Source organism: Actinacidiphila paucisporea, from assembly GCF_900142575.1.
Classification (GTDB): Bacteria; Actinomycetota; Actinomycetes; order Streptomycetales; family Streptomycetaceae; genus Actinacidiphila; species Actinacidiphila paucisporea.
Window position 1 is genome coordinate 279,929 of record NZ_FRBI01000006.1, and the last position, 20,932, is coordinate 300,860.

The following is a 20,932-nucleotide window of genomic DNA, read 5'->3' on the forward strand; positions in this document are numbered from 1 at the left end:
TTGGGTCACATGGCGCCGTCCTTGCGAGCCTGCGGGCCGTCGTCCAGACCGGCTTCGATCGCGTATCGGACAAGCTCGACGCGATTGTGCAGCTGGAGTTTGCCGAGGGTGTTCTGCACGTGGTTCTGCACGGTCCGGTGCGATATGACCAGGCGCTGGGCGATCTGCTTGTAGCTCAGCCCCTTCGCGACCAGCCGCAGCACCTCGGTCTCCCGCTCGGTCAGCCGGGGCGCGGCAGCGCCGCCCGGGGCGGCCGGCGGCGGCACGGTCGCCAGCCGGCGGTACTCGCCGAGCACCAGCCCCGCCAGGCCCGGAGTGAAGACCGGGTCGCCCACCGCGGTCCTGCGAACCGCGTCGACCAGCTCCTCGCGGCCCGCGGACTTCAGCAGGTAGCCGGTCGCCCCGGATTTGACCGCTTCCAGTACGTCGGTGTGCTCGCCGCTCGCGGACAGCACCAGGACCCGCATCGCGGGGTCGCCCGCCACGACCTCCTTGCAGACCCGCACCCCTGACGCGCCGGGCAGGTTGAGGTCGAGCACCAGCACCTGCGGGCGGGCGGCCTTGGCACGGCGGATCGCCTCGGGGCCGTCGCCCGCGGTCGCCACCACCGTGAAGCCGGCCTCGGCCAGGTCGCGGGCGACCGCCTCGCGCCACATCGGGTGGTCGTCCACCACCATCACCGTGACCGCCGGGCGGTCGCCGTGGTCGTCGCCGACCGTCATGCGGTACCTCCTGCGTTGGCGGCGGCCGGTGCCGCCGCGTCCTGTACGAGCGCGGCCCTGGGCAGCCGCAGCTCGACCTCCGTGCCCTGCCCCGGCAGCGAGAGCAGCACCGCTGTCCCGCCGAGGTCCCGCAGCCGGCCGCGGATCGACTGGGCCACCCCGAGCCGCCCCTCGTCCGCCGCGGCGGCCAGCCGGCCCTCGGGGATGCCGGGGCCGTCGTCCCGTACGGTCACCAGCACCGCGTCCGGTTCGTCCTCGACCAGGATCCAGGCGTGCGCCCGCTCACCGGCGTGCCGCCGTACGTTGTCCAGCGCGGCCGCCACCGCGGCGGACAGCTGGGCGGCGGCCGCCGGGTCGAGCAGCACGGGGGTGCCGGGCGCGGACAGCGTCACCCGGGACGACGCGTACGGCGCGAGCAGCGTGCGCAGGTCGTGCGGCCCCGGCGGGGCGCCGTCCGCGGCGCTCGGCGCCGGGATGGGGGCGCCGCTGACCAGGGTGCGCAGCGCGGCCTCCTGCTCACCGGCCATCCGGCCCAGCTCCGCGGCCTCGCCGCCGGCCTGGTTGCCGCGCCGCTGGACCATCGCCAGCACCTGGAGCACGCCGTCGTGGATGTCCCTGGCCAGCCGTTCCCGCTCCCGGGTGGCGGCCTCGATCTGCAGCGCCCGGGCCAGGGTGCGCTCGCTCATCCTGGCGACCTCGACCACGTAGCCGATGCCCATGCTCGCCACCCAGATCAGCAGCACGTTGTGCAGGGTGTCGCGGGCCGCGCTGCGCCGCTCGATCAGGTCGGCGGCGGCCACCAGCGAGGAGGCGACGGCGGCCCACCGCCAGCCGCCCTTGATCGCGAACGCCAGCACCGACCCGGCCGTCCAGATGGACGGCAGCGTGAAGGACCCCGAGTCGATCCGCGCCTGGGTGTCCACGACCGCCGTCAGCAGGATGCCGGTGAGCGCCAGCGTCAGGTCGGCGGTGAGGAACCGCACGGTGCACCGCCGGGCCGACATCACCCGCCCGAGCGTGGCGAGCGTCCACACCGCCAGCACCGCGACATAGGCGCCGCCGAGCAGGGGGTGCCGCCTGTCGTCGTACGAGAAGCAGTACAGCGCGACCGCGTAACCGGCCGTCAGGACGCGGTACGCCACCAGTGCCCGCCACAGCGGCTGCTCCACGGACATGCCCATCCGCGCCCCCTCCCCCTGCCAGGCCGCCAAGCCTAGCCCGCACCCCGCGGCAGGGGGCCGCCCCCAAGGGCGGCGCCCCTGCCGCGAAAAGCGTTACTCGGGCTGGGCGGCGGCCTTGGCCGCCTCGGCCAGGGCGCGCTTGGCGGCGGTGGCGTAGATGTCCACGTACTCCTGGCCGGAGAGCTTCATGATCTCGTACATGACCTCGTCGGTGATCGAGCGCAGGATGAAGCGGTCGCCCTCCATGCCGTCGTAGCGGGAGAAGTCCAGCGGCTTGCCGATCCTGATGCCGGGTCGGACCGAGAACTTCGGCACGACCTTCCCCACCGGCTGCACCTTCTCGGTGTCGATCATCGCCACCGGGATCACCGGCGCCTTGCTGGCGAGGGCGACCCGGGCCAGGCCGCCCGGCTTGCCCCGGTAGAGGCGGCCGTCGGGCGAGCGGGTGCCCTCGGGGTAGATCCCGAACAGCTCGCCGCGCGCCAGCACGGCGACCCCGCTCTTGACCGCGGCCTCCCCGGCGCCGCGGGCGCCGGACCGGTCGACGGGGAGCTGGCCGACGCCCTTGAAGAAGGCGGCGGTCAGCTTTCCCTTGACACCCGGTGAGGTGAAATATTCCTCCTTCGCGATGAAGGTGACCTTCCGGTCGAGCACCGCGGGCAGGAAGAAGGAGTCCGAGAACGACAGGTGGTTGCTCGCGAGGATCGCGGGACCGTCGTCCGGAATGTGCTCGAGGCCTTCGACCCAGGGTCGGAAGGCCGCCTTGAGGGGCGAGCCGATGGCGATCTTCATCGCGCCGTAGAACAACCTCGGACCTCCTGTAGCCGACGCACAGACCTTAACGCCAGCGGGCGGCTCCGGCTGGTTCCGATGGGGCTTACCGCTTGGTATCGCGGCCGCGTACGCTGAACGTCCGACCTCCGTGTACCTCGTGTACCCGCGCAGGCGAGTCCACGCCCTCGAACAGGAGACCCACGGTGCCGCTCATGCCCGGAGCCGAGCCGTACCGCCATGACGGCGGCGAGATCGGCGTGCTGCTCTGTCACGGATTCACCGGTTCCCCGCAGTCCATGCGCCCCTGGGGCGAGTACCTGGCGGAGCGCGGACTGACCGTGTCCGTACCGCTGCTGCCGGGACACGGCACCCGCTGGCAGGACATGCAGGTGACCGGCTGGCAGGACTGGTACGCCGAGGTGGACCGGGCCCTGGGTGAGCTGGCGGGGCGCTGCTCGCAGGTCTTCGTGGGCGGCCTGTCGATGGGCGGCACGCTCGCGCTGCGGCTGGCGGCCAGGCACGGCGCCGAGATCAGCGGCCTGGTCCTGGTCAACCCGTCGGTGAAGGCCGACAGCCCGAAGCTGAAGGCGGTAGCCGCGCTGAGCAAGGTGGTGCCGTCGGTGAAGGGCATCGCCAGCGACATCGCCATGGACGGCGGCGCCGAGATCGGCTACGACCGCACGCCGCTGCGCGCGGTGCATTCGCTGACCCGCCTGTGGCAGCTGGTCAGATCGGCGCTGCCGCAGGTCACGCAGCCGCTGCTGCTGCTGCACAGCCGGGTCGACCATGTGGTGCACCCGTCGAACTCGGCCGTGGTGCTCGCCTCGGTGTCGTCCACGGACGTCACCGAGAAGGTGCTGGAGCGCAGCTTCCACGTGGCGACGCTCGACCATGACGCGGAGCGGATCTTCGCGGAGTCGTATGCCTTCATCGAGCGGCTGTCTGCCGGTGGGGGCACGGTGGGCGACGCGGTGAAGGAGGGGACGGCCGGTGGCTGACCGCGAGGACGAGGGCACCGCGCCGAGCGAGGACGAGCCGCCCCGCCCGCCGCTGGACGAGGAGGCGGCCTGGGCCGCGCTGATCGCCGGCTACGACGACGCCCCGGAGCCGGGTACGGCCGCGGCCTGGCCGGAGGCGGAGAACGTCCCGTTGCCGCCGGCCGATCCGGACCCGACCGATCCCGCGGCGGTGAGCACGGCGCCGCCGCCGGCGGACCGCACCATCGTGATCCACCCGGTGATCAGGGGTCCGCGGGACTACGAGCCGGCCGAGGACGACGAGGACGCGCATTTCGTGCCGCCCGAGCCGCCGCCGCTGCCGGACGCCGACGTGACGACGAAGTTCGCCTGGATCGCGGTGCTCGGCGGGCCGCTGCTGCTGCTCGCGTTCGTGCTGGCCCAGGTCGAGCTGACCTGGTGGGCGATCACGGTGGGGGTGGGCGGCTTCCTCGGCGGCTTCGCCACGCTCGTGGCGCGGATGCGCACCGGCGACGAGGACGACGACGACGATCCCGGCCGCGGCGCCGTCGTCTGACGGGCGCCGCGGCGGCCGGCCCGGCAGGACCGCCCGGCGCGACGGGACCGGGCGGCTCAGCGGGTGTAGAGCGCCTCGACGTCGGCCGCGTAGTCGGCGAGCACCACGTTGCGCTTGAGCTTCAGCGACGGCGTCAGGTGCCCGGACTCCTCGGTGAACTGCCCCGGCAGGATACGGAATTTGCGGACCGACTCGGCCTGCGAGACCGCCGCGTTGCCCTCGTCCACCGCGTGCTGGACCGCGGCCAGCAGGTCGGGGTCGGCGGCCAGTTGGGCGACCGTGCCGCCCGTCTTGCCGTGCTGGGCGGCCCACTGGGGCAGGAATTCCTCGTCCAGGGTGATCAGCGCGGCCACGAAGGGCCGGGCGTCGCCGACGACCATGCACTCGGCGACCAGCGCGTCGGCCCTGATCCGGTCCTCGATCACCGCGGGCGCGACGTTCTTGCCGCCGGCGGTGACGAGGATCTCCTTCTTGCGGCCGGTGATGGTCAGGTAGCCGTCCTCGTCCAGCGCGCCGATGTCACCGGTGTGGAACCAGCCGTCGGCCATGGCCTCGGCGGTGGCCGCCTCGTTGTTCCAGTAGCCGGTGAAGAGGTGCTCGCCGTACAGCAGCACCTCGCCGTCGTCGGCGATGCGGACCGTGGAGCCGGGCAGCGGCTGGCCGACGGTGCCGATCTTGGTGCGGTCCCACGGGTTGAAGGCGGTGGCCGCACACGACTCGGTCAGGCCGTAGCCCTCCAGGACGGTGAAGCCGATGCCGCGGTAGAAGTGGCCGAGGCGCTCGCCGAGCGGGGCGCCGCCGGAGACGGCGTGGGTGGCCCTGCCGCCGAGCACCGCCCGCAGCTTGGCGTAGACGAGCCGGTCGAAGACCTTGTGGGTCAGGCGCAGCCGGACCGAGGGGCCGCCGGGGGTGTCCAGGGCGCGGCTGTAGTCGATCGCGGTGGCCGCGGCCTTGTCGAAGACCTTGCCCTTGCCGCCGGCCTGGGCGGTGGCGCGCGCGGTGTTGTAGACCTTCTCGAAGACCCGCGGCACGCCGAGGATCAGGGTGGGCCTGAAGCCCTGGAGGTCGTCGGTGAGGTGCTTGATGTCGGGTACGTGGCCGAGCCTGACCGGCGCCATCACCGCGGCGACCTCGATCAGCCGGCCGAAGACGTGGGCCAGCGGCAGGAAGAGCAGCACCGAGGAGTCGCCGGTGCGGAAGAGCGGGGCGAGGCGTTCCAGGACGTTGCCGCACTCGGCGAAGAAGCTGCGGTGGCTGAGCACGCAGCCCTTGGGACGGCCGGTGGTGCCCGAGGTGTAGACGATGGTCGCGGGCGAGTCGGCGTTCGCGGCGCCGCCGCGCTCGTCGAGCACCGCGTCGGAGATGTCGCCGCCGGCGGCGACCAGCGCGTCGACCGCGCCGGTGTCGATCCGCCAGACGTGCTTGAGCTGCGGCAGCCGCTCGCGTACGGACTCCACCGCCCGCTCGTGCGGGTCGGACTCCACGACCACGGCGACGGCGCCGGAGTCGGCGAGGATCCATTCGAGCTGGGAGGCCGACGACGTCTCGTAGACCGGCACGGTGACCGCGCCGGCGCACCAGACGGCGAAGTCGAGCAGCGTCCACTCGTAGCGGGTCCTGGACATCAGGGCGACGCGGTCGCCGGGCTGCACGCCCTCGGCGATCAGCCCGCGGGCGGCGGCCCGCACCTCGGCGAGGAAGCGGGTCGCGGTGACGTCCTGCCAGTGGCCGGCGGAATCCTTGCGGCCGATGACGGCGGTGTCCGGGTGCTGGGCGGCGTTGCGGCGGATCAGGTCCGTCAGGTTGCCGTCGGCGGGGACCTCGTACAGGGCCGGAAGGCTGAACTCACGCAAGGCGACTGCTCCTCATCGGTGCCACGGCGCACCCGGAGGGAAGGTGATGGACGGGCTGGACGTTACCCATCGGTAAAGCTCCGGCGATAGGGGGGCACGACAAGATGTTTTAAGCATCACACACCGTGTGGGACGGGGGCACCGATGCCCGGAAGACTAGACCAGTGCCCCGCCGATCCGCAGGTGCCCCGCAAGCGGGGCGGCCCGTGCCCGGCGCTATAAAGTGGCATGCATGCGGGTGCATGTGGTGAGTGACGTCCATGGTGCGGCCGAGGCGCTGGCCCGGGCCGGCCAGGGCGCGGACGCGCTGGTCTGCCTGGGCGACCTGGTGCTCTTCCTTGACTACGCCGACCACTCCCGGGGCATCTTCCCCGACCTCTTCGGCGTCGAGAACGCCGACCGGATGGTCGAACTGCGCACCGCCCGCCGCTTCGAGGACGCCCGCAGGCTCGACGCCCGGCTGTGGTCGGGCATCGACCGGCACGACGCGATCGAGACCGCGGTGCGCAAGCAGTACGCCGAGCTCTTCGCCGCCTTCCCGAACCCGACCTACGCCACCTACGGCAACGTCGACATCCCCGACCTGTGGCCCGAGTACGCCGGCCCGGGCACCACCGTGCTGGACGGCGCCACCGCGGAGATCGGCGGCCGGGTCTTCGGCTTCGTCGGCGGCGGCCTGCGCACCGCGATGCGTACGCCGTACGAGGTCGGCGAGGAGGAGTACGCGGCCAAGGTCGCCGCCCTCGGCCCGGTCGACGTGCTGTGCTCGCACATCCCGCCGGCCATTCCGGAGCTGTGCTACGACACCACCGCCCGCCGCTTCGAACGCGGCAGCCAGGCGCTGCTCGACGCGGTCCGCGACGTCCAGCCGAAGTACGCCCTCTTCGGCCACGTCCACCAGCCGCTGGTGGCCCGCACCCGCGTCGGCCGCACCGAATGCGTCAACGTCGGCCACTTCAACCACACCCGCACCCCGTGGGTATTGGAGTGGTGAGGCACGAGGCGAACCGCGCCCCGCGTGGTGCCGGCCCCGCCACCTGGGCGCGATAGCCTCTCAGCACACTCCTCAGCATCTTCACGCAGCATCCTGCACCAGTAGCCCGGAGGCCACGGCGATGGCGGAACACACACGGTCGAGCATCACGATCGACGCGGCCCCGGCCGCCGTCATGGGCGTCATCGCCGACTTCGACCGCTACCCGGAGTGGACCGGCGAGGTCAAGGAGGCGGAGGTCCTCTCCCGCGACGGGGAGGGCCGCGCCCAGCAGGTGCGGCTGCTGCTCGACGCCGGCGCGATCAAGGACGACCACACCCTGGCGTACACCTGGATCAGCTCGGACGAGGTGCGCTGGTCGCTGGTCAGGTCGCAGATGCTGCGCACCCTCGACGGCTCCTACGCGCTCGCCGCGCTGGACGGCGGCCGGCGTACCGAGGTCACCTACCAGCTCACCGTGGACGTCAAGATCCCGATGCTCGGCATGATCAAGCGCAAGGCCGAGAAGGTCATCATCGACCGGGCGCTCGCCGGGTTGAAGAAGCGGGTCGAGGCCGCGCCCGAGGAAGCCGCGGGCGCGACCGACGCCGAGACCGCGAGCTGATGCCGGCGGCTCCGGCGCGCACTGTCCTGATCACCGGCGCCGGCGGCGCGGGCCGCACCACGGTCGCCGTCGCCACGGCCGCCGCGGCCGCCAGGGCCGGCACCCGCACCCTGCTGCTGACCTACGACACGGAGGCCGCCGCGGCGCTGTCCGGCGCCGTCCCCGGGCTCGGCGTCGCCTCGATCGACCCCGGCGCCGCCTTCCAGGACGCGCTGCTCGACCTGCAGAGCCGGGGCGGCACCCTGCTCGCGCTGCTCGGGGCGGCGCCGCTGGACCCGGAGGAGCTGACGCCGCTGCCCGGCGCGGAGGCGCTGGCCCTGCTGCGGGCGGTGCGCGCGGCCCACGACGGTACGTGGGAGCTGGCCGTCGTCGACCTGCCGCCGGTGCGCGAGGCGGTGGGGCTGCTGGCGCTGCCGGGGCAACTGCGGCGCTACCTGGCCCGGTTGCTGCCCGAGGACCGGCAGGCGGCCCGCGCGCTGCGGCCCGTGCTGGCCCAGCTGGCCGGGGTGCCGATGCCCACCGAGTGGGCGTACGAGGCCGCCGCCCGCGCGGACCGCGAACTGGCCGCCGTCCAGGCGGTCGTCGAGCACCCGGGCACGTCGGTGACGGTCGTGGTGGAACCGGGGGCGCGCGCCGCGGACGTCGTCCGCACCGCGCGCACCGGCCTGGCGCTGCACGGGCTGGGCCCGGCGTCGGTCGTCGCCAACCGGCTGCTGCCGGCGGACGCGGCCGACCCCTTCCTCGCCGCCCTGTCCGGCACCCAGCAGACCCACCTCAAGGCGCTGGCCGAGGTCTGCGCCGCCGACGGCGTCCCCCTGTACGAACTCCCGCACCTGGGACGCGAGCCGCAGGGCCCCGAGGAAGCGCTCGCCGTGCCGTACGAGGCCGCTCCCGCGGCCGGCGGCGAGCCCTGGACCGTGGAGGACCGCCTGCGCGACGAGGGCCACTTCGTGTGGTCGCTGCCGCTGCCGGGGGCGACCAAGGACGGTCTGGACCTGGTGCGGCGCGGCGACGAACTGGTCGTGGACGCCGGGGGTTTCCGGCGGATCCTGCCCTTGCCGTCGGCGCTGCGGCGCTGCACCGTGGAGGGGGCCGCGCTGCGCGACGGGGCGCTGCGGGTGCGGTTCACCCCCGATCCCGGACTCTGGCCGCGCTGACCGGCCGGTCCCGGGCCCGCTTCGGGTACCGTCGGGAGTCGAGGGCTGACGCCCGAGCTGCCGCGGTGACCGGCCGACGTACCGACGTACGAGGCCGTCCGCCGGGGCTGGGGTGCTCCTCCCGCCGAAAGCAGGGGGGAGCACGACGACCGACAGCCAGAGGATCCGCGCGCATCCGACCACCGCGCCCGTTTGGAGCCGATCATGAGCGAAGCCACCGACCGTCCGGACGCCGACGCGTGGGCCAAGGCCAGCGCCGAGGACATCGCGGCCGAGCATGCCAGGCGGCGCGAGCAGGCGGGCCAGCCCGGCGCCGCCGAGGAGCTGCGGCGTTTCGCGGAGGCGGTCGGCGACGCGGTCGGTGACCGGCTGGCCGCGCTGCGCAACCCGGCGGTGCAGCTCGCCGCGCAAGGCGTCCTGTCCCAGGTGCGTTCTGTTGTCGAACCCATCAAGGAGCGGAATCCCGACGTATTCGATCATCTGACGGCCGCGGGGGCCGAATTGCTGGCGGCATACCGGTCCGCGGTGGCGGGAGCGGAATCCCGCTGGACCTCCGGCGGGGCCTCCTCGCGTTCAACCGCTGAACACATCGACCTCGACTGACCCCCTCTCCGGTACGGTTCTCTTAGCGGGGATCGACCGAAAACTGAGGGACACATGGGACTCACCATCGGCGTCGACATCGGCGGCACCAAAATCGCGGCCGGCGTGGTCGACGAGGAAGGCTCGATTCTTGAGACCGTCAAGGTGCCGACGCCGCCGACTCCCGAAGGCATCGTGGACGCGATCGTGGAGGCGGTGCGCCAGGTCAGCGCCGGTCACACGATCGAGGCCGTCGGCATCGGCGCCGCCGGCTACGTCGACGACAAGCGTGCCACCGTGCTGTTCGCGCCCAACATCAACTGGCGGCACGAGGCACTGAAGGACAAGGTCGAGCAGCGCGTCGGTCTCCCCGTCGTCGTGGAGAACGACGCCAACGCGGCGGCGTGGGGCGAGTACCGCTTCGGCGCCGGACAGGGCCATTCCGACGTGATCTGCATCACACTCGGCACCGGCCTGGGCGGCGGCATCATCATCGGCAACAAGCTGCGCCGCGGCAGGTTCGGCGTCGCGGCCGAGTTCGGCCACATCCGGGTGGTGCCCGACGGTCTGCTGTGCGGCTGCGGCAGCCAGGGCTGCTGGGAGCAGTACGCCTCCGGGCGCGCCCTGGTCCGCTACGCCAAGCAGCGGGCCAACGCCACCCCGGAGAACGCCGAGACCCTGCTCGCGCTGGGCGACGGGTCCGTGGAGGGTATCGAGGGCCGGCACATCAGCGCCGCCGCCCGGCAGGGCGACCCGGTCGCCGTCGACTCCTTCCGCGAGCTGGCCCGCTGGGCCGGTGCGGGCCTCGCCGACCTGGCGTCGCTCTTCGACCCGTCCGCCTTCATCGTCGGCGGCGGTGTGGCCGACGAGGGCGAACTGGTCCTCGACCCGATCCGCAAGTCCTTCCGGCGCTGGCTGATCGGCGGGGAGTGGCGTCCGCACGCCCAGGTCCTCGCCGCCCAACTCGGCGGCAAGGCAGGGCTGGTCGGGGCCGCCGACCTGGCACGACAGGGCTGAGGCGATGACCGTGGAGGATCTGCCGGGTTCCAGCACCGAGCCGTCCTCGGCGGTCGTCCGCGTGCTCAGCTACAACATCCGCTCGATGCGGGACGACACGGCGGCGCTGGCCCGGGTCATCCGGGCCTGCGCCCCCGACCTCGTCCTGATCCAGGAGGCTCCGCGGTTCTTCCGCTGGCGCAAGGCCGCGGCCCGCCTCGCCAATGCCACCGGTCTGGTCCATGTGACCGGTGGCGCCACCGCGGCGGGACCGATGATCCTGTCCTCGCTGCGGGCCCATGTGGAGCGCACCGAGGACGTCCTGCTGCCGCACCACCCGCCGCTGCACCAGCGGGGGTTCGCCACCGCCGTGCTGCGGATCGGCGGTGCCAGGCTCGGCGTGATCAGCACCCATCTCAGCCTCAGCCCGGCCGAGCGCTACGACCAGGCCGGGCTGCTGCTGGACCGGGTGGCCGCGATGGGCGAGGCGAACGTGGTGGTCGGCGGCGACTTCAACGAGCCGCCCGACCACCCCGGCTTCGCCCGTATCGCCGCCCACCTCCAGGACGGCTTCGCCGTCGCCCCGTGGGGCGGCGAGGTCACCAACATGCGGGCGCCCTTCCAGCGGATCGACGCGGTCCTCACGACCAAGCCGATCGAGGTGCTGGGCTGCGGGGTGCCCGCGTCGGTCCCCGGCGTCACCGGGGCCGACCTGCACGCGGCCACCGACCACCTGCCGGTGCTGGCCGCGCTGCGTATCCCCAAGGCCTGAGGCGCCCGCCCCCACGGGGGCGGGCGCCTCCCGGCTCAGAGCAGGTCGCGCAGCCGCTGGGCCAGCAGGTCCCAGCGCCAGGCCTCCTCCACCCACGCCCGCCCGCGCTCGCCCATCCGGCGGCGCAGGTCGGCGTCCCGCAGCAGGGTCAGGATGCGCTCCGCGGACTGCTCGGGCGAACCGCCGCGCACCACCCAGCCGGTCTCGCCGTCCAGCACCGCGTCGGGGGCGCCGCCCGAGTCGCCCGCGACGACCGGCAGCCCGGTGGCCGAGGCCTCCAGGTAGACGATGCCGAGGCCTTCCACGTCCAGGCCGCCGCGCCGGGTCCTGCACGGCATCGCGAAGACGTCGCCGGCCCCGAAGTGCGCGGGCAGTTCGTCCCCCGGCACCGGCCCGGTGAAGCGGACGGCGCCGGCGACGCCGGTGCGCGCGGCGAGCGCCTCCAGTTCGGCGCGGTACGGTCCGCCGCCGACGATCAGCAGCGCCGTGTCCGGCTTCTCGCGCAGGATCCGCGGCATCGCCAGGATGAGCGTGTCCTGGCCCTTGCGCGGCACCAGCCGCGACACGCACACCACGACCGGGCGGTCCGCGAGTCCCAGCCTGGCCCGTACGACCGCACCGCCCGACCCCGGGTGGAAGGTCTTCTCGTCGACGCCCGGCGGCAGTTGGACCATCCGCTCGGCCGCCCGCGCGGTCAGCGCCGAGGCGATACGGGAGCGGGTGTACTCCCCCAGATAGGTGAGGGTGTCGGTGCCCTCACCTATCCTGCGCAGCAGCTGGCGGCTCGCGGGCAGTTGCGCCCAGGCCGCCTCGTGGCCGTGCGTGGTGCCCACCAGCCGCAGCGCGCCCGCCTTGCGCAGCGCCGGGGCCATCAGGCCCAGCGGGGCCGCCGCCCCGAACCACACCGACGAGCAGCCGTGCTGCCGCAGCAGCCGCACCGCGGTCCGCGTCACCCTCGCCGTCGGCAGCAGCATCGTCGAACGGTCCCTGACCACCGGGAAGGGCTGCTCGGCGTCGAACCGCGCGACCGCCGCGGCGTCCTTCCACGTCGAGGCGTAGACGACGACCCGCTCCGGATCGAGGCGCAGCGCCATGCTGTGCACGAAGGACTGGATACCGCCCTGGCGCGGCGGGAAGTCATTGGTGACGATCAGGGTCTTTTCCATCGCCGCCGAGATTACTCCGGCGGCACGGGCCGCCGCGCGCGTCCCTCCCCGCTGCCGGGCGCCGCGGGCCGCAAGATGCAGGGGTGAGATATCGGCTCATGAGCGGTCCGGTGCCGGTGGTCGTCGTGTGGGCGCTCAGCCGCGCGATGCTGCTGGCCTTCGTCTTCCAGCTGCTCCCCTTCCCCGGCCACGCCGCCGTCCACGACGTGACCGCGGTCTACCGGAACTGGTATCCGACGCTGCGCTCCGGCGCCTTCCCCGCGCACGACGTGGCCTGGCAGTACCCACCGGGCGCGGCGGCCGTCCTGGTCGCGCCGGCCGCGCTGCCCTTCCTCGACTACCCGGCCGCCTTCTTCTGGCTGGCCTTCCTCGCCGACGCCGCGGTCCTCGCCGCGCTGCTGCACGACGCCTCGCGCCGCGCACGGCGGCTCGACGGCGCATGGGTGTGGGTGACCGGCGTCCTGCTGCTCGGCCCCATCGTCTACGCCCGCTACGACATCATGGCCACCGCTGTCGGCGTCGCCGCCCTCCTGGCAATGCGCCGCCGTCCCGCCCTCGGCGGCCTGCTCGCCGGAGCCGGCGCGCTCATCAAGCTCTGGCCGCTGCTGCTGCTCATCGGAGCCCCGCCGGGCCGGGCCACCCGCCGCGCCTGGCTCGCCGCCGGCGCCACCGTCGCCGGCGGCTCCCTGCTCTTCTACGCCACCATGCCGGGCGCCTTCTCCTTCCTGGCCTTCCAGCGCGACCGCGGCACCGAGGTCGAGTCCCTCGGCGGCCTCACCCTCCACCTCGCCCGGCACGCCGGCTGGCACGGCGTCACCGCCCTCCACTACGGCTCCGTGGAATTCATCGGCCCCTACGTGGACCTGGTCAGCACGCTGTCGCTGGCGCTGAGCGTCCTGGCCCTGTGCTGGCTGCTCCTGTGGCGCCTGCGGGCCCGCGTCTTCACGGCCGCGACCCCTTACGACGCCGGATTCACCGCGGTGCTGCTGTTCACCGCCACCAGCCGGGTGATCAGCCCGCAGTATCTCGTCTGGCTGGTCGGCATCGGGGCGGTGTGCGTCACCCTGCGGGAGAGTGCGGTACGCCTGCCCGTCCTCCTGCTGCTGCCCGCGGCGCTGCTGACGACCCTGGAATTCCCCGTGTACTTCGCCCACGTCGTGCGCAGCGACCTCCTGGGCGTCGCCCTCATCCTCACCCGCAACGCCCTGCTGGCCGCCGCCTGCCTCGTCGCCTGCCGCCATATCCGGCGCGCCGCCGCCCCCGTCCCGGCGCCCGCCCCCCTACCGCCCCGCGCCGGCCGGGAGCGCAGCTCCCCGCGCGCCTGAGGTGCCGCGCCGTGCGGTCGGGGCAGCGCTCAGGCGGGGCCCTGGGCGCGGGCCAGTGCGATACGTCGGGCGGGGGTCGGGTGGGTGCCGAAGAGGAGGTGGAGGGCGGCGGGCGGGGCCGGCTCGGCCACGTTCGTGACGGTGAGCCGGCGCTGCATGGCGATGAAGTGGGCCGGATCCCCCGTCAGGCGCAGGGCGTGGCGGTCGGCGCGTACTTCGACGCGCCGGCTGATGGCGCAGCCGAGGGGCCCGGCGAGCGCCCCGCCGACCGAGGCGACGGCGGCGAGGAGCCACGCCGAGCGCGGGTCGGCGAAACGGTCCGCGCCGGCGAGGTCGAGCAGCGGACGCCAACTGACGACCGCGGCCAGCACGCACACCCCCAGGGCGGAGCCCACCGCGCCGAGCGCCGTGCCGCGGGCGACGTCGCGGTGCACCACGTGCCCGAGTTCGTGGGCGACGACCAGCTCGACCTCGCGCGGTTCCGCCGTGGTCAGCAGCGTGTCGTAGACGACGATCCGCCGGGTCCGGCCGAAGCCGGAGACGTACGCGTTGAGCGCCGTGGTGCGCCGCGACGCGTCGGCGACCAGGACGTCCCGCACGGTGACTCCGTCGCGGGCGGCGAGTGCGAGCAGGGCCTCGCGCAGGGGGCCCGGGTCCATCGGGGCGAAGCGGTTGAAGAGCGGCTCGAAGAGCACCGGCGCGGCCCAGGACAGGGCGACGGTGACGGCCGCCGCGCCGAGTGCGGCCCACGCCCACCACCAGCGGGTGGCGCCCGCGAGCGCGTAGACGGCGAAGAGGGCACCGCCGACCAGCGGCAGCGAGATGAGCAGGCCGCGCAGCACGTCCAGCGCCCAGCCGCCCCAGCCCTGGGTCACCAGGCCGAAGCGGACCCGTACGGCCCGGGTGCGGGCCCCGAAGGGCAGGGAGAGCAGCTGCGGGAGCAGGACCAGGGTGAGGGCGGCGCCGGCGACCCGGGCGGCCCACGCAGCGCCGAATGCGGCGACGAGCCCGGCGCCCGCCGGGGTGAGCCCGAGCGCCAGGACCAGCGCGAGGCCGGCCGCGCGGCCGGCGAGCGCGACCGGCCAGACCCCCTGCCGCAGGGCCCGGGACCGGGCGATGTGCTCGGCCGTGAAGTCCCCCTCGTCGAAGTCCCCCTCGTCCGCTCCCCCGGTGACCTCGGTTCCGTTCATCGCGACTCCCCCCGCACGCGTCGGTGGCGCTCGGCGCCGGCCCGTCTCATCCCAGCTCCTGCTTGACATACTCGCGCCACCGCAAGGTGAAGTCGGCGAGCGACAGGTGCAGTCCGGCCCGCAGCACCGCGTCAAGGTCCGCGTCGGCGCCGGCGGCGCGGTAGAGCGCCGTCAGGGTCGCCGGCGACCACTGGTCGGCGATCATGCGGCAGGCGAGCCAGCCGCCCTCGTAGGCCTGGGCGAGGTCCGTGGAGGTGGGGCGGAAGTCCGCGGCGGCGGGGAGGGCGGCGGGGACGTGGCCCGCGGCGACGTCCTTGGCCAGCTCCGGGGCGATCTCGGGGGCCGGGCGGCCGGACTCGCGGTAGGCGACCCAGTCGGCGAAGCCCTCCGACAGCCACAGGGGGGTGCGGGTGCTGGTCGCCAGCCGGGTGGCGACGTGGGTGGTCTCGTGGGTGAGGACGACCTGGCGGCCGAAGGCGGAGAGCTGCCCGAAGGCGGCGGGGTTGACCAGGACGCGGTCGGCGGGGGCCTTGGGGCTGCCGCCCAGTTCGCCGGTGGTGACGGCGGCGATGCCCTTGTAGTCGGCGGGGTCGGCGGCGAGCAACGCGCCGAGCTGGTCGAGGGTGCCCGGCGCCTCGATCACGACGCTGCCCGGCCAGCCGGCCCGCCCCCAGGCATGCTGCACCTGTGGCACCGCCAGGTCGGCGTCCGCCGCGTAGCCGCGCAGCGTCCGGGCGTCGCCGAGGCCGAGCACCAGGCTGTGCGCCCCGCGCACCACCGTGACCTTGCCCTGGTCCCAGAGCTGTACGGCGCTGCGCCGCCCGGCGGAGGCCCCTTCGTCGTCGGCGGCGACGTACCAGCGTCCGGCACGCTCGGTGAGGGTCAGATACGACGTGGAGACCACCGGCTCGGCGTCGTATCCGCTGAGCCGGTAGCGCAGCTGGACCTCCGCGGCCGTCCTGCGGGTCCCCTCGGTGCCGGCCTCGGGCGGCAGCGGGAAGGCGTCGGTGCGGACCAGGCGGTAGGACCAGTCGGCGAGCGGCACCTGGGCGAGGTTGCCGAACATCCGCCGCTGGGCGGCCAGGAAGCGGGTGGCCTGGGGGTCGACGCCGGCGAGGAAGGCCTGCTGGTCGTGCAGCCGCACCGCTGCCGCCCGCCGGTCGAGCAGCTGCTGCACGGCGGGGTCGGCGGTGGCCCGCCCGGCGCCGTGCGGCGCTCCCCCGCAGCCGGTGAGCGCGGCGAGCAGCCCGATCAGGGCCAGGACGGCGGTCACGGCGCCGGCCGTCGGGCGTCGTGGGTCCACCGCGGTCATGCGCCCGATCGTACGACCCGTCCCCGGCGGCCGCCCGGGGCCTGCCCACCTCGCGGCCCGCGGCAGCCCCCGGTCCACCGCCCCGACGAGGTCCCCGCCCTACGGCCGGGTCACCACCGTGATCGGCATCATGCCCACCGGGTCGTAGCGGACCCTGGCGCCCGGGTAGGGGGCGTGGATGACGCGGCCGGCGCCGACGTACATGGCGACGTGGCCGGCGTCGCCGCGGTAGACGATCAGGTCGCCGGGGCGTGCCTGGTCGAGGGGGACGTGGCGGCCGGCGTTCATCTGCTCCTGGGAGGTGCGGGGCAGGGACACACCGGCGCGGCCGTAGGCGTACTGCATCAGGCCCGAGCAGTCGAAGGCGTGCGGGCCGGTGGCGCCCCAGACGTAAGGGGCGCCGAGGACCTGGCGGGCGGCGGCGACCGCGAGGGCGGCGCGGCCGGAGGCGGCGGGCAGGTCGGGGAGAGCCGGGAGGGCGGCGCGGTCGCGGGAGGCACGGTCGGCCGTGCCCGGGGCGTAGCCGGCCTGCTGGGCGGGGGGCAGGGTGTGCAGCACACGTTGGGCGGCGGCCAGCGCCTGCTGCACCGCGGCCTTGCGGCGGCCGAGGTCCGCGGTGGTCTGGTTCAACTCGGCGAGCTTGCCGGCCGCCTGGCTGCGCTGGGCCTGCAGCGCCCTTTCCGCGTCCTGGAGTTGGCGCAGCCGGCCGGTCTGCCGGGCGCCGAGCCGGTCCAGGGTCGCGGCGCGGTCGAGCGAGTCCTCGGGGTCGTCGGACAGCAGCAGCGCGAACGACGGGTCGAGGGCGCCGCCGCGATATTGCTCGGCGGCCAACGCGCCGAGCTCGTCCCGCAGTTCGTTGACCCGCTGCTGGCCCTGTGCCGCGCGGTCCTGGAGCGTGGCGAGGTCGGCGCGCAGCCGCTGGGCGCGTTCCTGGGCGGCGTCGTAACTCTCGGTGGCCTGCTCGGCCTGCTGGTAGAGCCGGTCGAGCCGGGTCGCGGTGTCCTGGCCCGCGGCGGGCGAGGGGGCGGCCGCCGCGACGGGGGCGGCGCCGCCGGCCAGTGCCGCGGTGGCCGCTGCCGCCGCGGACAGCACGGTGACCCGGGTGGTGCGGACGGCCAGGCCCGGCTGCGGTGAGCGTCGATGGGATGCCACAGCAACGGACAGTAGCCAGCCGGACACCCGCAGGCCAAAGAGGCCGTGACCCGCACGCCTGAACGGTCGGCACCGCGCCGCAGGTCACAGGCCCCGTACCGTCACCGGCCGGTGTCCGGCACCACCCGAACGCCGTATTCCCGCGTGCCGCGGGCCGTGCCGCGGGAGAACGCGCCGCGACAGGCCGTAGCGCGGGTGGTCAGATGCGGACGCCGAACTGGAAGGGCATGTCGCTCATCGCCTCGTAGCGCACGTACGCACCGGGCTTTGGAGCGTGCAGCACCATGCCGTTACCGGCGTAGAAGGCCACATGGTGGTGGTCGCCGTAGAAGATGACCAGGTCGCCGACCTGGAGCTCCGACTTGCTCAGGTGGGTGCCGGCGTTGGCCTGCTCGGCCGCGGTCCTGGGGATGGTCACCCCGGCCTGGCGGAAGGCCCAGGAGGTGAGCCCGGAGCAGTCGAAGGAGTTGGGGCCGTTGCCGCCGCGGACGTACGGCTTGCCCACCCGGCCCTGGGCCGCCGCGTAAGCGGCTGCGGCGATCCCGCTGGCGGGGGTGCCGCCCATCGGCGCGCGGGCGCTGTCACGGCTCGCACGGGCGTCGTCGTTGGCTATCTGCCGGCGCTGCGCGGCGGTCAGCGAGTTGAGGATCTTCTGGGCCTGCGCCAGCTTGGTGTTGGCCTCGGCCTTGCGCTGGCCCAACTCGGTGCGGGTCGCTTCGAGTTCGGTGAGCTTCGCGGTCGCCTCGGCGCGCTCCTGGTCCAGGGTCCGCTTGGCGTCCTGGAGTTGCTGGAGCGCGGTGCTCTGCAGCGAGCTGATCTGGTCCAGCGCGGTGGCCTGGTCGAGATAGCTGTCCGGGTTGGAGGACAGGAAGAGCTGGAGCGACGGGTCGATTCCGCCGGTGCGGTACTGCGAGGCCGCGATCGTGCCGAGGCTGTCGCGCAGGGTGTTGAGGTGCTGCTGCTGCCGCGCCACCTGGCCCTGGAGGGTACCTGCCTCCGTCTGCAGGGACTTGAGCTTCTCGCTGGCCCCGTTGTACTTCTCGGTGGCCTGTTCCGCCTGCGTGTAGAGCGCGTCCACCTGGGACTTGGCGTCCTTGACCGAGGTGGGCTTGCTGGGCTTCGCCGGGGCGGCGTTGGCCGCCTGGGCGGAGAGCGCGACCGCGGCTGCGGCGGTCGCGGTGAGCACGGTCACGCGCGTGCGGCTTGCCGGCTTGGGACGACGGTGGGACGCCACGAAGGCGAGCTCCTTCTTCCTTCAGCCGCCTACCGGTTGACGACTGGCGGGCGGCCCCCGAGCGCCATCCGGATTGGATGATCGACTGCGCGGAGGTTCGAGCCCTGACCTTAGTGACCTTTCCGTGATCGGTTCAAATCCTTGATGGCAAAATCTCGACCGGTTCGCGTTTTCTTTACAGGCTTCATACGTACAGTGATGACTGTTTGACGGAGCGTGCACACTGATGTGCCAGTGACCACCCTTGAGGGTGACAGCGGTCAGGAACCGGCCGGCAGGGGCGTGCGGTCAGACCCGCGCGAGGCGGCGCAGCAGCAGCGTCGAGGCGACCGGGCGGGCGCCGGCCTTGGCGACCCCGTCGGCGACCTCGCGGTCGGCGGAGACCACCACGATCTGCCGTCCCGGCGGTTCGGCCCGCACCAGCCGCCTGATCAACTCGTCGGCGGTCTCACCGGCCTTGCTGAACAGCACCCGCACCCCGCGCGGCGGCGCGAGCAGCACCGGCATGTCCAGGTCGGCGCCGTCGAAGACGCAGGTCACCTCGGCGCCGCTCTGCGCGGCGAGCGCCGCGAGACCGCCCAGCAGCCGCAGCCGCTGCTTCTCCAACGGCAGTGACGGATAACCGGTCTTGGTGACGTTGTAGCCGTCGACCACCAGATGCGCCTGCGGCAGCGCGAGCAGCTGGTCGAGCAGGGCGGGGTCGGTCTCGGACAGTGCCCGGGTGGCGATGTCGCGGGCGCTGAAGGCGCCGGGCGCCACCGCGTCCACGGTGTCCGCGGGGCGTACCGCCATGGTGTCCCGTGGCGGCAGGGCGAGTTCGCGGCGCAGCCCCGAAGCGGCGTCCAGGACCGTGTCGAGCAGCAGCCGCAGCCGTACGTCCTCGATGCTGCGGCCTTCGCGGGCCGCCTTGCGCCCGGTCTCGATGACGGCCTCGGCCTCCGCGAGCCGGGTCCGCAGCCGGCGCGCCTCGCTGTCGGACGCGGCCTTGTCGTGGGCGGCGGCGGACCGCAACTCCTCCACCTCCGCCTGGAGCCTGCGCTGCGCCGCCTCGGCCCGCTTGACGTCGCTCAGCGCGCTCCGCAACTTGCGGTGCAGCGCGTCGCCCTCCTTGCGCACCGCTTCCAGCTCGGCCCTGGCCCTGGCCGCGTCCGCCCTGCCGTGCTCGTGCAGCGCCTCGACCTCGCTGCGCAGCGCGGCCAGTTCGCGCAGCGCCTCCTCGTCGGCCCGCTCGGCGTCGGCCCGTTGGGCCTCCTCGCCCGCGGTCGCGACCAGCTTGGCCCAGCCCGCGGGGCGCAGCAGATACGCGGCGGCCGCCACGTCCAGCGGATCGGCGGCGGGCGGCGGAGTGCCGCCCTCCAGCGCCCCGGCCAGCTCCGCCTGCGTGTCCCGCAGCCGGCCGGCGACCTTCTGCCGGAAGGCGGGGTCGTGCTCCAGGGCGGCGGCCAGCGCCGTGCCCGCGTACTTCACCCGCCGGGTGGGCGTGAAGCGGGCGTAGGGCCGCAGCGAGACCGGCAGCTCCTGGTAAGTGAAGCCGCCGAAGGCCTCCGCGGCGATGGCGACGACCCGGTGGCGTACGCCCTCGGGCAGCGGCCGGTCGAGCGCGGGCTCCGCGCCGACCGCCACTTCCACCGCGCCGTCGCCGGAGCCGCCACGCGATTCGCCGGCGTCGTCGCGGGACACGTTGTCGTCGCCCGAGCCGCCGTCGTCGTCCGCCCCGCCGTGGTCCCCGCTGTCGCGGGAGTCACCGGAGGCGCCCGCGTCGCCTGAGTCGCCGTGGTCGCCCGGATCACCGGGGTCGGCGGGTCCGGCCGGCGCGGGGGGCACGGCGGGCTCCGCCGCGGCACCACTCGCCCCGGCATGCGGAAAACCGCCGATACCGTCCACCAGTCACTCCCGTCCGGTTCCTCGGCGTCCTCCCGGCCCCCTTCGATCCCTCCGGCCCGCCGCCCTGCTGCTTCCATTGTCCTCGCCCGGCGCTCAGCCGGACGCGGAACCGCTCCCCGCGGCGCTTTCCGTACTGCCGTTCCCCTCGCCGTCACCGCCGGCGGCGCCCGCACCGGGGCGGTCCACCAGTTCGATCCGGTCCACCGCGTTGCACCAGCGGCAGCGCACCGACTCCACGGTCTCGGCCAGCACCTCGGTCTCCTCGACCGACGGCTCACCGCCGAGGTCCAGGTGCACGTACTCGACGACCCGCGACGAGCGGGTCACGTCGAAACGGGTCAGATTCCCGCACAGAGTGCAGCGCCAGCGCGTCGTCGCGGTCGGCAGCGGAACCGGCATCGCGGGTACCTCTTCCTCTGGTTCCTCTGGGATCCCTGCGTGGGAGCGTGCGTCCCGGTCACCCTAAGGCCTCGGAGGTGCGCCGCGCTGCGGCGAGGCGGC

Annotated in this window: 20 protein-coding genes; 9 read left to right on the forward strand and 11 right to left on the reverse strand. The window is 74.2% G+C overall.

Going from position 1 to position 20,932, the window contains the following annotated elements; all coding sequences use genetic code 11:
• Nucleotides 1-5: 5 nt before the first annotated feature.
• The 3 genes from BUE44_RS12685 to BUE44_RS12695 all read right to left on the reverse strand — a co-directional run bounded on the left by BUE44_RS12685 (nucleotide 6) and on the right by BUE44_RS12695 (nucleotide 2,695).
• The gene (locus BUE44_RS12685) at nucleotides 6-722 is read right to left on the reverse strand and encodes a response regulator (RefSeq protein ID WP_073497343.1); all 717 of its coding nucleotides are present in this window, start codon (nucleotides 720-722) and stop codon (nucleotides 6-8) included.
• A complete protein-coding gene (macS, locus tag BUE44_RS12690; RefSeq protein WP_407640022.1) occupies nucleotides 719-1,903 on the reverse strand; it encodes a MacS family sensor histidine kinase in 1,185 nt (394 codons plus the stop codon). The genes BUE44_RS12685 and macS overlap by 4 nt, the downstream gene beginning before the upstream one ends.
• A gap of 93 nt (nucleotides 1,904-1,996) precedes the next feature.
• The gene (locus BUE44_RS12695) at nucleotides 1,997-2,695 is read right to left on the reverse strand and encodes a lysophospholipid acyltransferase family protein (protein ID WP_073497551.1); all 699 of its coding nucleotides are present in this window, start codon (nucleotides 2,693-2,695) and stop codon (nucleotides 1,997-1,999) included.
• A gap of 185 nt (nucleotides 2,696-2,880) precedes the next feature.
• Here BUE44_RS12695 and BUE44_RS12700 point away from each other — a divergent pair, with 185 nt between their 5' ends.
• The gene (locus BUE44_RS12700; RefSeq protein WP_073497346.1) at nucleotides 2,881-3,675 is read left to right on the forward strand and encodes an alpha/beta hydrolase; all 795 of its coding nucleotides are present in this window, start codon (nucleotides 2,881-2,883) and stop codon (nucleotides 3,673-3,675) included.
• On the forward strand, nucleotides 3,668-4,210 hold the full coding sequence (locus BUE44_RS12705) for a hypothetical protein (protein ID WP_073497349.1): 543 nt from the start codon (nucleotides 3,668-3,670) through the stop codon (nucleotides 4,208-4,210). The genes BUE44_RS12700 and BUE44_RS12705 overlap by 8 nt, the downstream gene beginning before the upstream one ends.
• 56 nt (nucleotides 4,211-4,266) lie before the next feature.
• Here BUE44_RS12705 and BUE44_RS12710 read toward each other — a convergent pair whose 3' ends face one another.
• Nucleotides 4,267-6,063: an AMP-dependent synthetase/ligase gene (locus BUE44_RS12710; RefSeq protein ID WP_073497351.1), complete on the reverse strand. Its 1,797-nt coding sequence runs from the start codon at nucleotides 6,061-6,063 to the stop codon at nucleotides 4,267-4,269.
• 232 nt (nucleotides 6,064-6,295) lie between these two features.
• Here BUE44_RS12710 and BUE44_RS12715 point away from each other — a divergent pair, with 232 nt between their 5' ends.
• From BUE44_RS12715 to BUE44_RS12740, 6 genes are all read left to right on the forward strand, one after another.
• Nucleotides 6,296-7,057, forward strand: coding sequence for a metallophosphoesterase family protein (locus tag BUE44_RS12715; protein WP_073497353.1), 762 nt, complete (start codon nucleotides 6,296-6,298; stop codon nucleotides 7,055-7,057).
• Nucleotides 7,058-7,178: 121 nt separating this feature from the next.
• Nucleotides 7,179-7,661 carry an SRPBCC family protein gene (locus BUE44_RS12720; RefSeq protein WP_073497356.1) on the forward strand — a complete coding sequence of 161 codons (483 nt, stop codon included), beginning with the start codon at nucleotides 7,179-7,181 and terminating at the stop codon, nucleotides 7,659-7,661.
• Nucleotides 7,661-8,818: an ArsA family ATPase gene (locus BUE44_RS12725; RefSeq protein WP_073497358.1), complete on the forward strand. Its 1,158-nt coding sequence runs from the start codon at nucleotides 7,661-7,663 to the stop codon at nucleotides 8,816-8,818. The genes BUE44_RS12720 and BUE44_RS12725 overlap by 1 nt, the downstream gene beginning before the upstream one ends.
• Nucleotides 8,819-9,022: 204 nt before the next feature.
• Nucleotides 9,023-9,421, forward strand: a complete 399-nt coding sequence (locus tag BUE44_RS12730) for a DUF5304 family protein (RefSeq protein WP_073497553.1) — start codon at nucleotides 9,023-9,025, stop codon at nucleotides 9,419-9,421.
• Nucleotides 9,422-9,475: 54 nt separating this feature from the next.
• Nucleotides 9,476-10,417: an ROK family glucokinase gene (locus tag BUE44_RS12735; protein WP_073497360.1), complete on the forward strand. Its 942-nt coding sequence runs from the start codon at nucleotides 9,476-9,478 to the stop codon at nucleotides 10,415-10,417.
• 4 nt (nucleotides 10,418-10,421) lie between these two features.
• On the forward strand, nucleotides 10,422-11,168 hold the full coding sequence (locus BUE44_RS12740) for an endonuclease/exonuclease/phosphatase family protein (RefSeq protein ID WP_073497362.1): 747 nt from the start codon (nucleotides 10,422-10,424) through the stop codon (nucleotides 11,166-11,168).
• A 35-nt stretch (nucleotides 11,169-11,203) separates the two neighbouring features.
• Here BUE44_RS12740 and BUE44_RS12745 read toward each other — a convergent pair whose 3' ends face one another.
• Entirely contained in the window at nucleotides 11,204-12,334 is a 1,131-nt protein-coding gene (locus tag BUE44_RS12745; RefSeq protein WP_073497364.1) for a glycosyltransferase family 4 protein, read from the reverse strand.
• An 83-nt stretch (nucleotides 12,335-12,417) separates the two neighbouring features.
• On the opposite strand from BUE44_RS12745, the gene BUE44_RS12750 reads away from it, so the two are divergent.
• On the forward strand, nucleotides 12,418-13,659 hold the full coding sequence (locus BUE44_RS12750; RefSeq protein WP_235002084.1) for a glycosyltransferase 87 family protein: 1,242 nt from the start codon (nucleotides 12,418-12,420) through the stop codon (nucleotides 13,657-13,659).
• A gap of 29 nt (nucleotides 13,660-13,688) precedes the next feature.
• Here the strand turns inward: BUE44_RS12750 and BUE44_RS12755 are convergent, their stop codons facing one another.
• The 6 genes from BUE44_RS12755 to BUE44_RS12780 form a co-directional block, all read right to left on the reverse strand.
• On the reverse strand, nucleotides 13,689-14,849 hold the full coding sequence (locus BUE44_RS12755) for a M48 family metalloprotease (protein ID WP_073497379.1): 1,161 nt from the start codon (nucleotides 14,847-14,849) through the stop codon (nucleotides 13,689-13,691).
• 46 nt (nucleotides 14,850-14,895) lie between these two features.
• Nucleotides 14,896-16,161: a hypothetical protein gene (locus tag BUE44_RS12760; RefSeq protein WP_200804404.1), complete on the reverse strand. Its 1,266-nt coding sequence runs from the start codon at nucleotides 16,159-16,161 to the stop codon at nucleotides 14,896-14,898.
• A gap of 99 nt (nucleotides 16,162-16,260) precedes the next feature.
• Nucleotides 16,261-17,313, reverse strand: a complete 1,053-nt coding sequence (locus BUE44_RS12765) for a C40 family peptidase (protein ID WP_073497383.1) — start codon at nucleotides 17,311-17,313, stop codon at nucleotides 16,261-16,263.
• A gap of 199 nt (nucleotides 17,314-17,512) precedes the next feature.
• Nucleotides 17,513-18,547, reverse strand: coding sequence for a C40 family peptidase (locus tag BUE44_RS12770; RefSeq protein ID WP_073497385.1), 1,035 nt, complete (start codon nucleotides 18,545-18,547; stop codon nucleotides 17,513-17,515).
• A 288-nt stretch (nucleotides 18,548-18,835) separates the two neighbouring features.
• Entirely contained in the window at nucleotides 18,836-20,176 is a 1,341-nt protein-coding gene (locus BUE44_RS12775; RefSeq protein ID WP_073497557.1) for an NYN domain-containing protein, read from the reverse strand.
• A gap of 348 nt (nucleotides 20,177-20,524) precedes the next feature.
• Entirely contained in the window at nucleotides 20,525-20,830 is a 306-nt protein-coding gene (locus BUE44_RS12780) for a hypothetical protein (protein ID WP_235002086.1), read from the reverse strand.
• Between the last annotated feature and the right edge of the window lie 102 nt (nucleotides 20,831-20,932).

Bases quoted from the DNA above. Each gene is read 5' to 3' on its own strand.
- BUE44_RS12685 (WP_073497343.1), bottom strand. From the start codon at position 722: ATGACGGTCGGCGACGACCACGGCGACCGCCCGGCGGTCACGGTGATG.
- macS (WP_407640022.1), bottom strand. From the start codon at position 1,903: ATGGGCATGTCCGTGGAGCAGCCGCTGTGGCGGGCACTGGTGGCGTAC.
- BUE44_RS12695 (WP_073497551.1), bottom strand. From the start codon at position 2,695: ATGAAGATCGCCATCGGCTCGCCCCTCAAGGCGGCCTTCCGACCCTGG.
- BUE44_RS12715 (WP_073497353.1), top strand. From the start codon at position 6,296: ATGCGGGTGCATGTGGTGAGTGACGTCCATGGTGCGGCCGAGGCGCTG.
- BUE44_RS12720 (WP_073497356.1), top strand. From the start codon at position 7,179: ATGGCGGAACACACACGGTCGAGCATCACGATCGACGCGGCCCCGGCC.
- BUE44_RS12725 (WP_073497358.1), top strand. From the start codon at position 7,661: ATGCCGGCGGCTCCGGCGCGCACTGTCCTGATCACCGGCGCCGGCGGC.
- BUE44_RS12730 (WP_073497553.1), top strand. From the start codon at position 9,023: ATGAGCGAAGCCACCGACCGTCCGGACGCCGACGCGTGGGCCAAGGCC.
- BUE44_RS12735 (WP_073497360.1), top strand. From the start codon at position 9,476: ATGGGACTCACCATCGGCGTCGACATCGGCGGCACCAAAATCGCGGCC.
- BUE44_RS12740 (WP_073497362.1), top strand. From the start codon at position 10,422: ATGACCGTGGAGGATCTGCCGGGTTCCAGCACCGAGCCGTCCTCGGCG.
- BUE44_RS12745 (WP_073497364.1), bottom strand. From the start codon at position 12,334: ATGGAAAAGACCCTGATCGTCACCAATGACTTCCCGCCGCGCCAGGGC.
- BUE44_RS12755 (WP_073497379.1), bottom strand. From the start codon at position 14,849: ATGAACGGAACCGAGGTCACCGGGGGAGCGGACGAGGGGGACTTCGAC.
- BUE44_RS12760 (WP_200804404.1), bottom strand. From the start codon at position 16,161: ATGACCGCGGTGGACCCACGACGCCCGACGGCCGGCGCCGTGACCGCC.
- BUE44_RS12780 (WP_235002086.1), bottom strand. From the start codon at position 20,830: ATGCCGGTTCCGCTGCCGACCGCGACGACGCGCTGGCGCTGCACTCTG.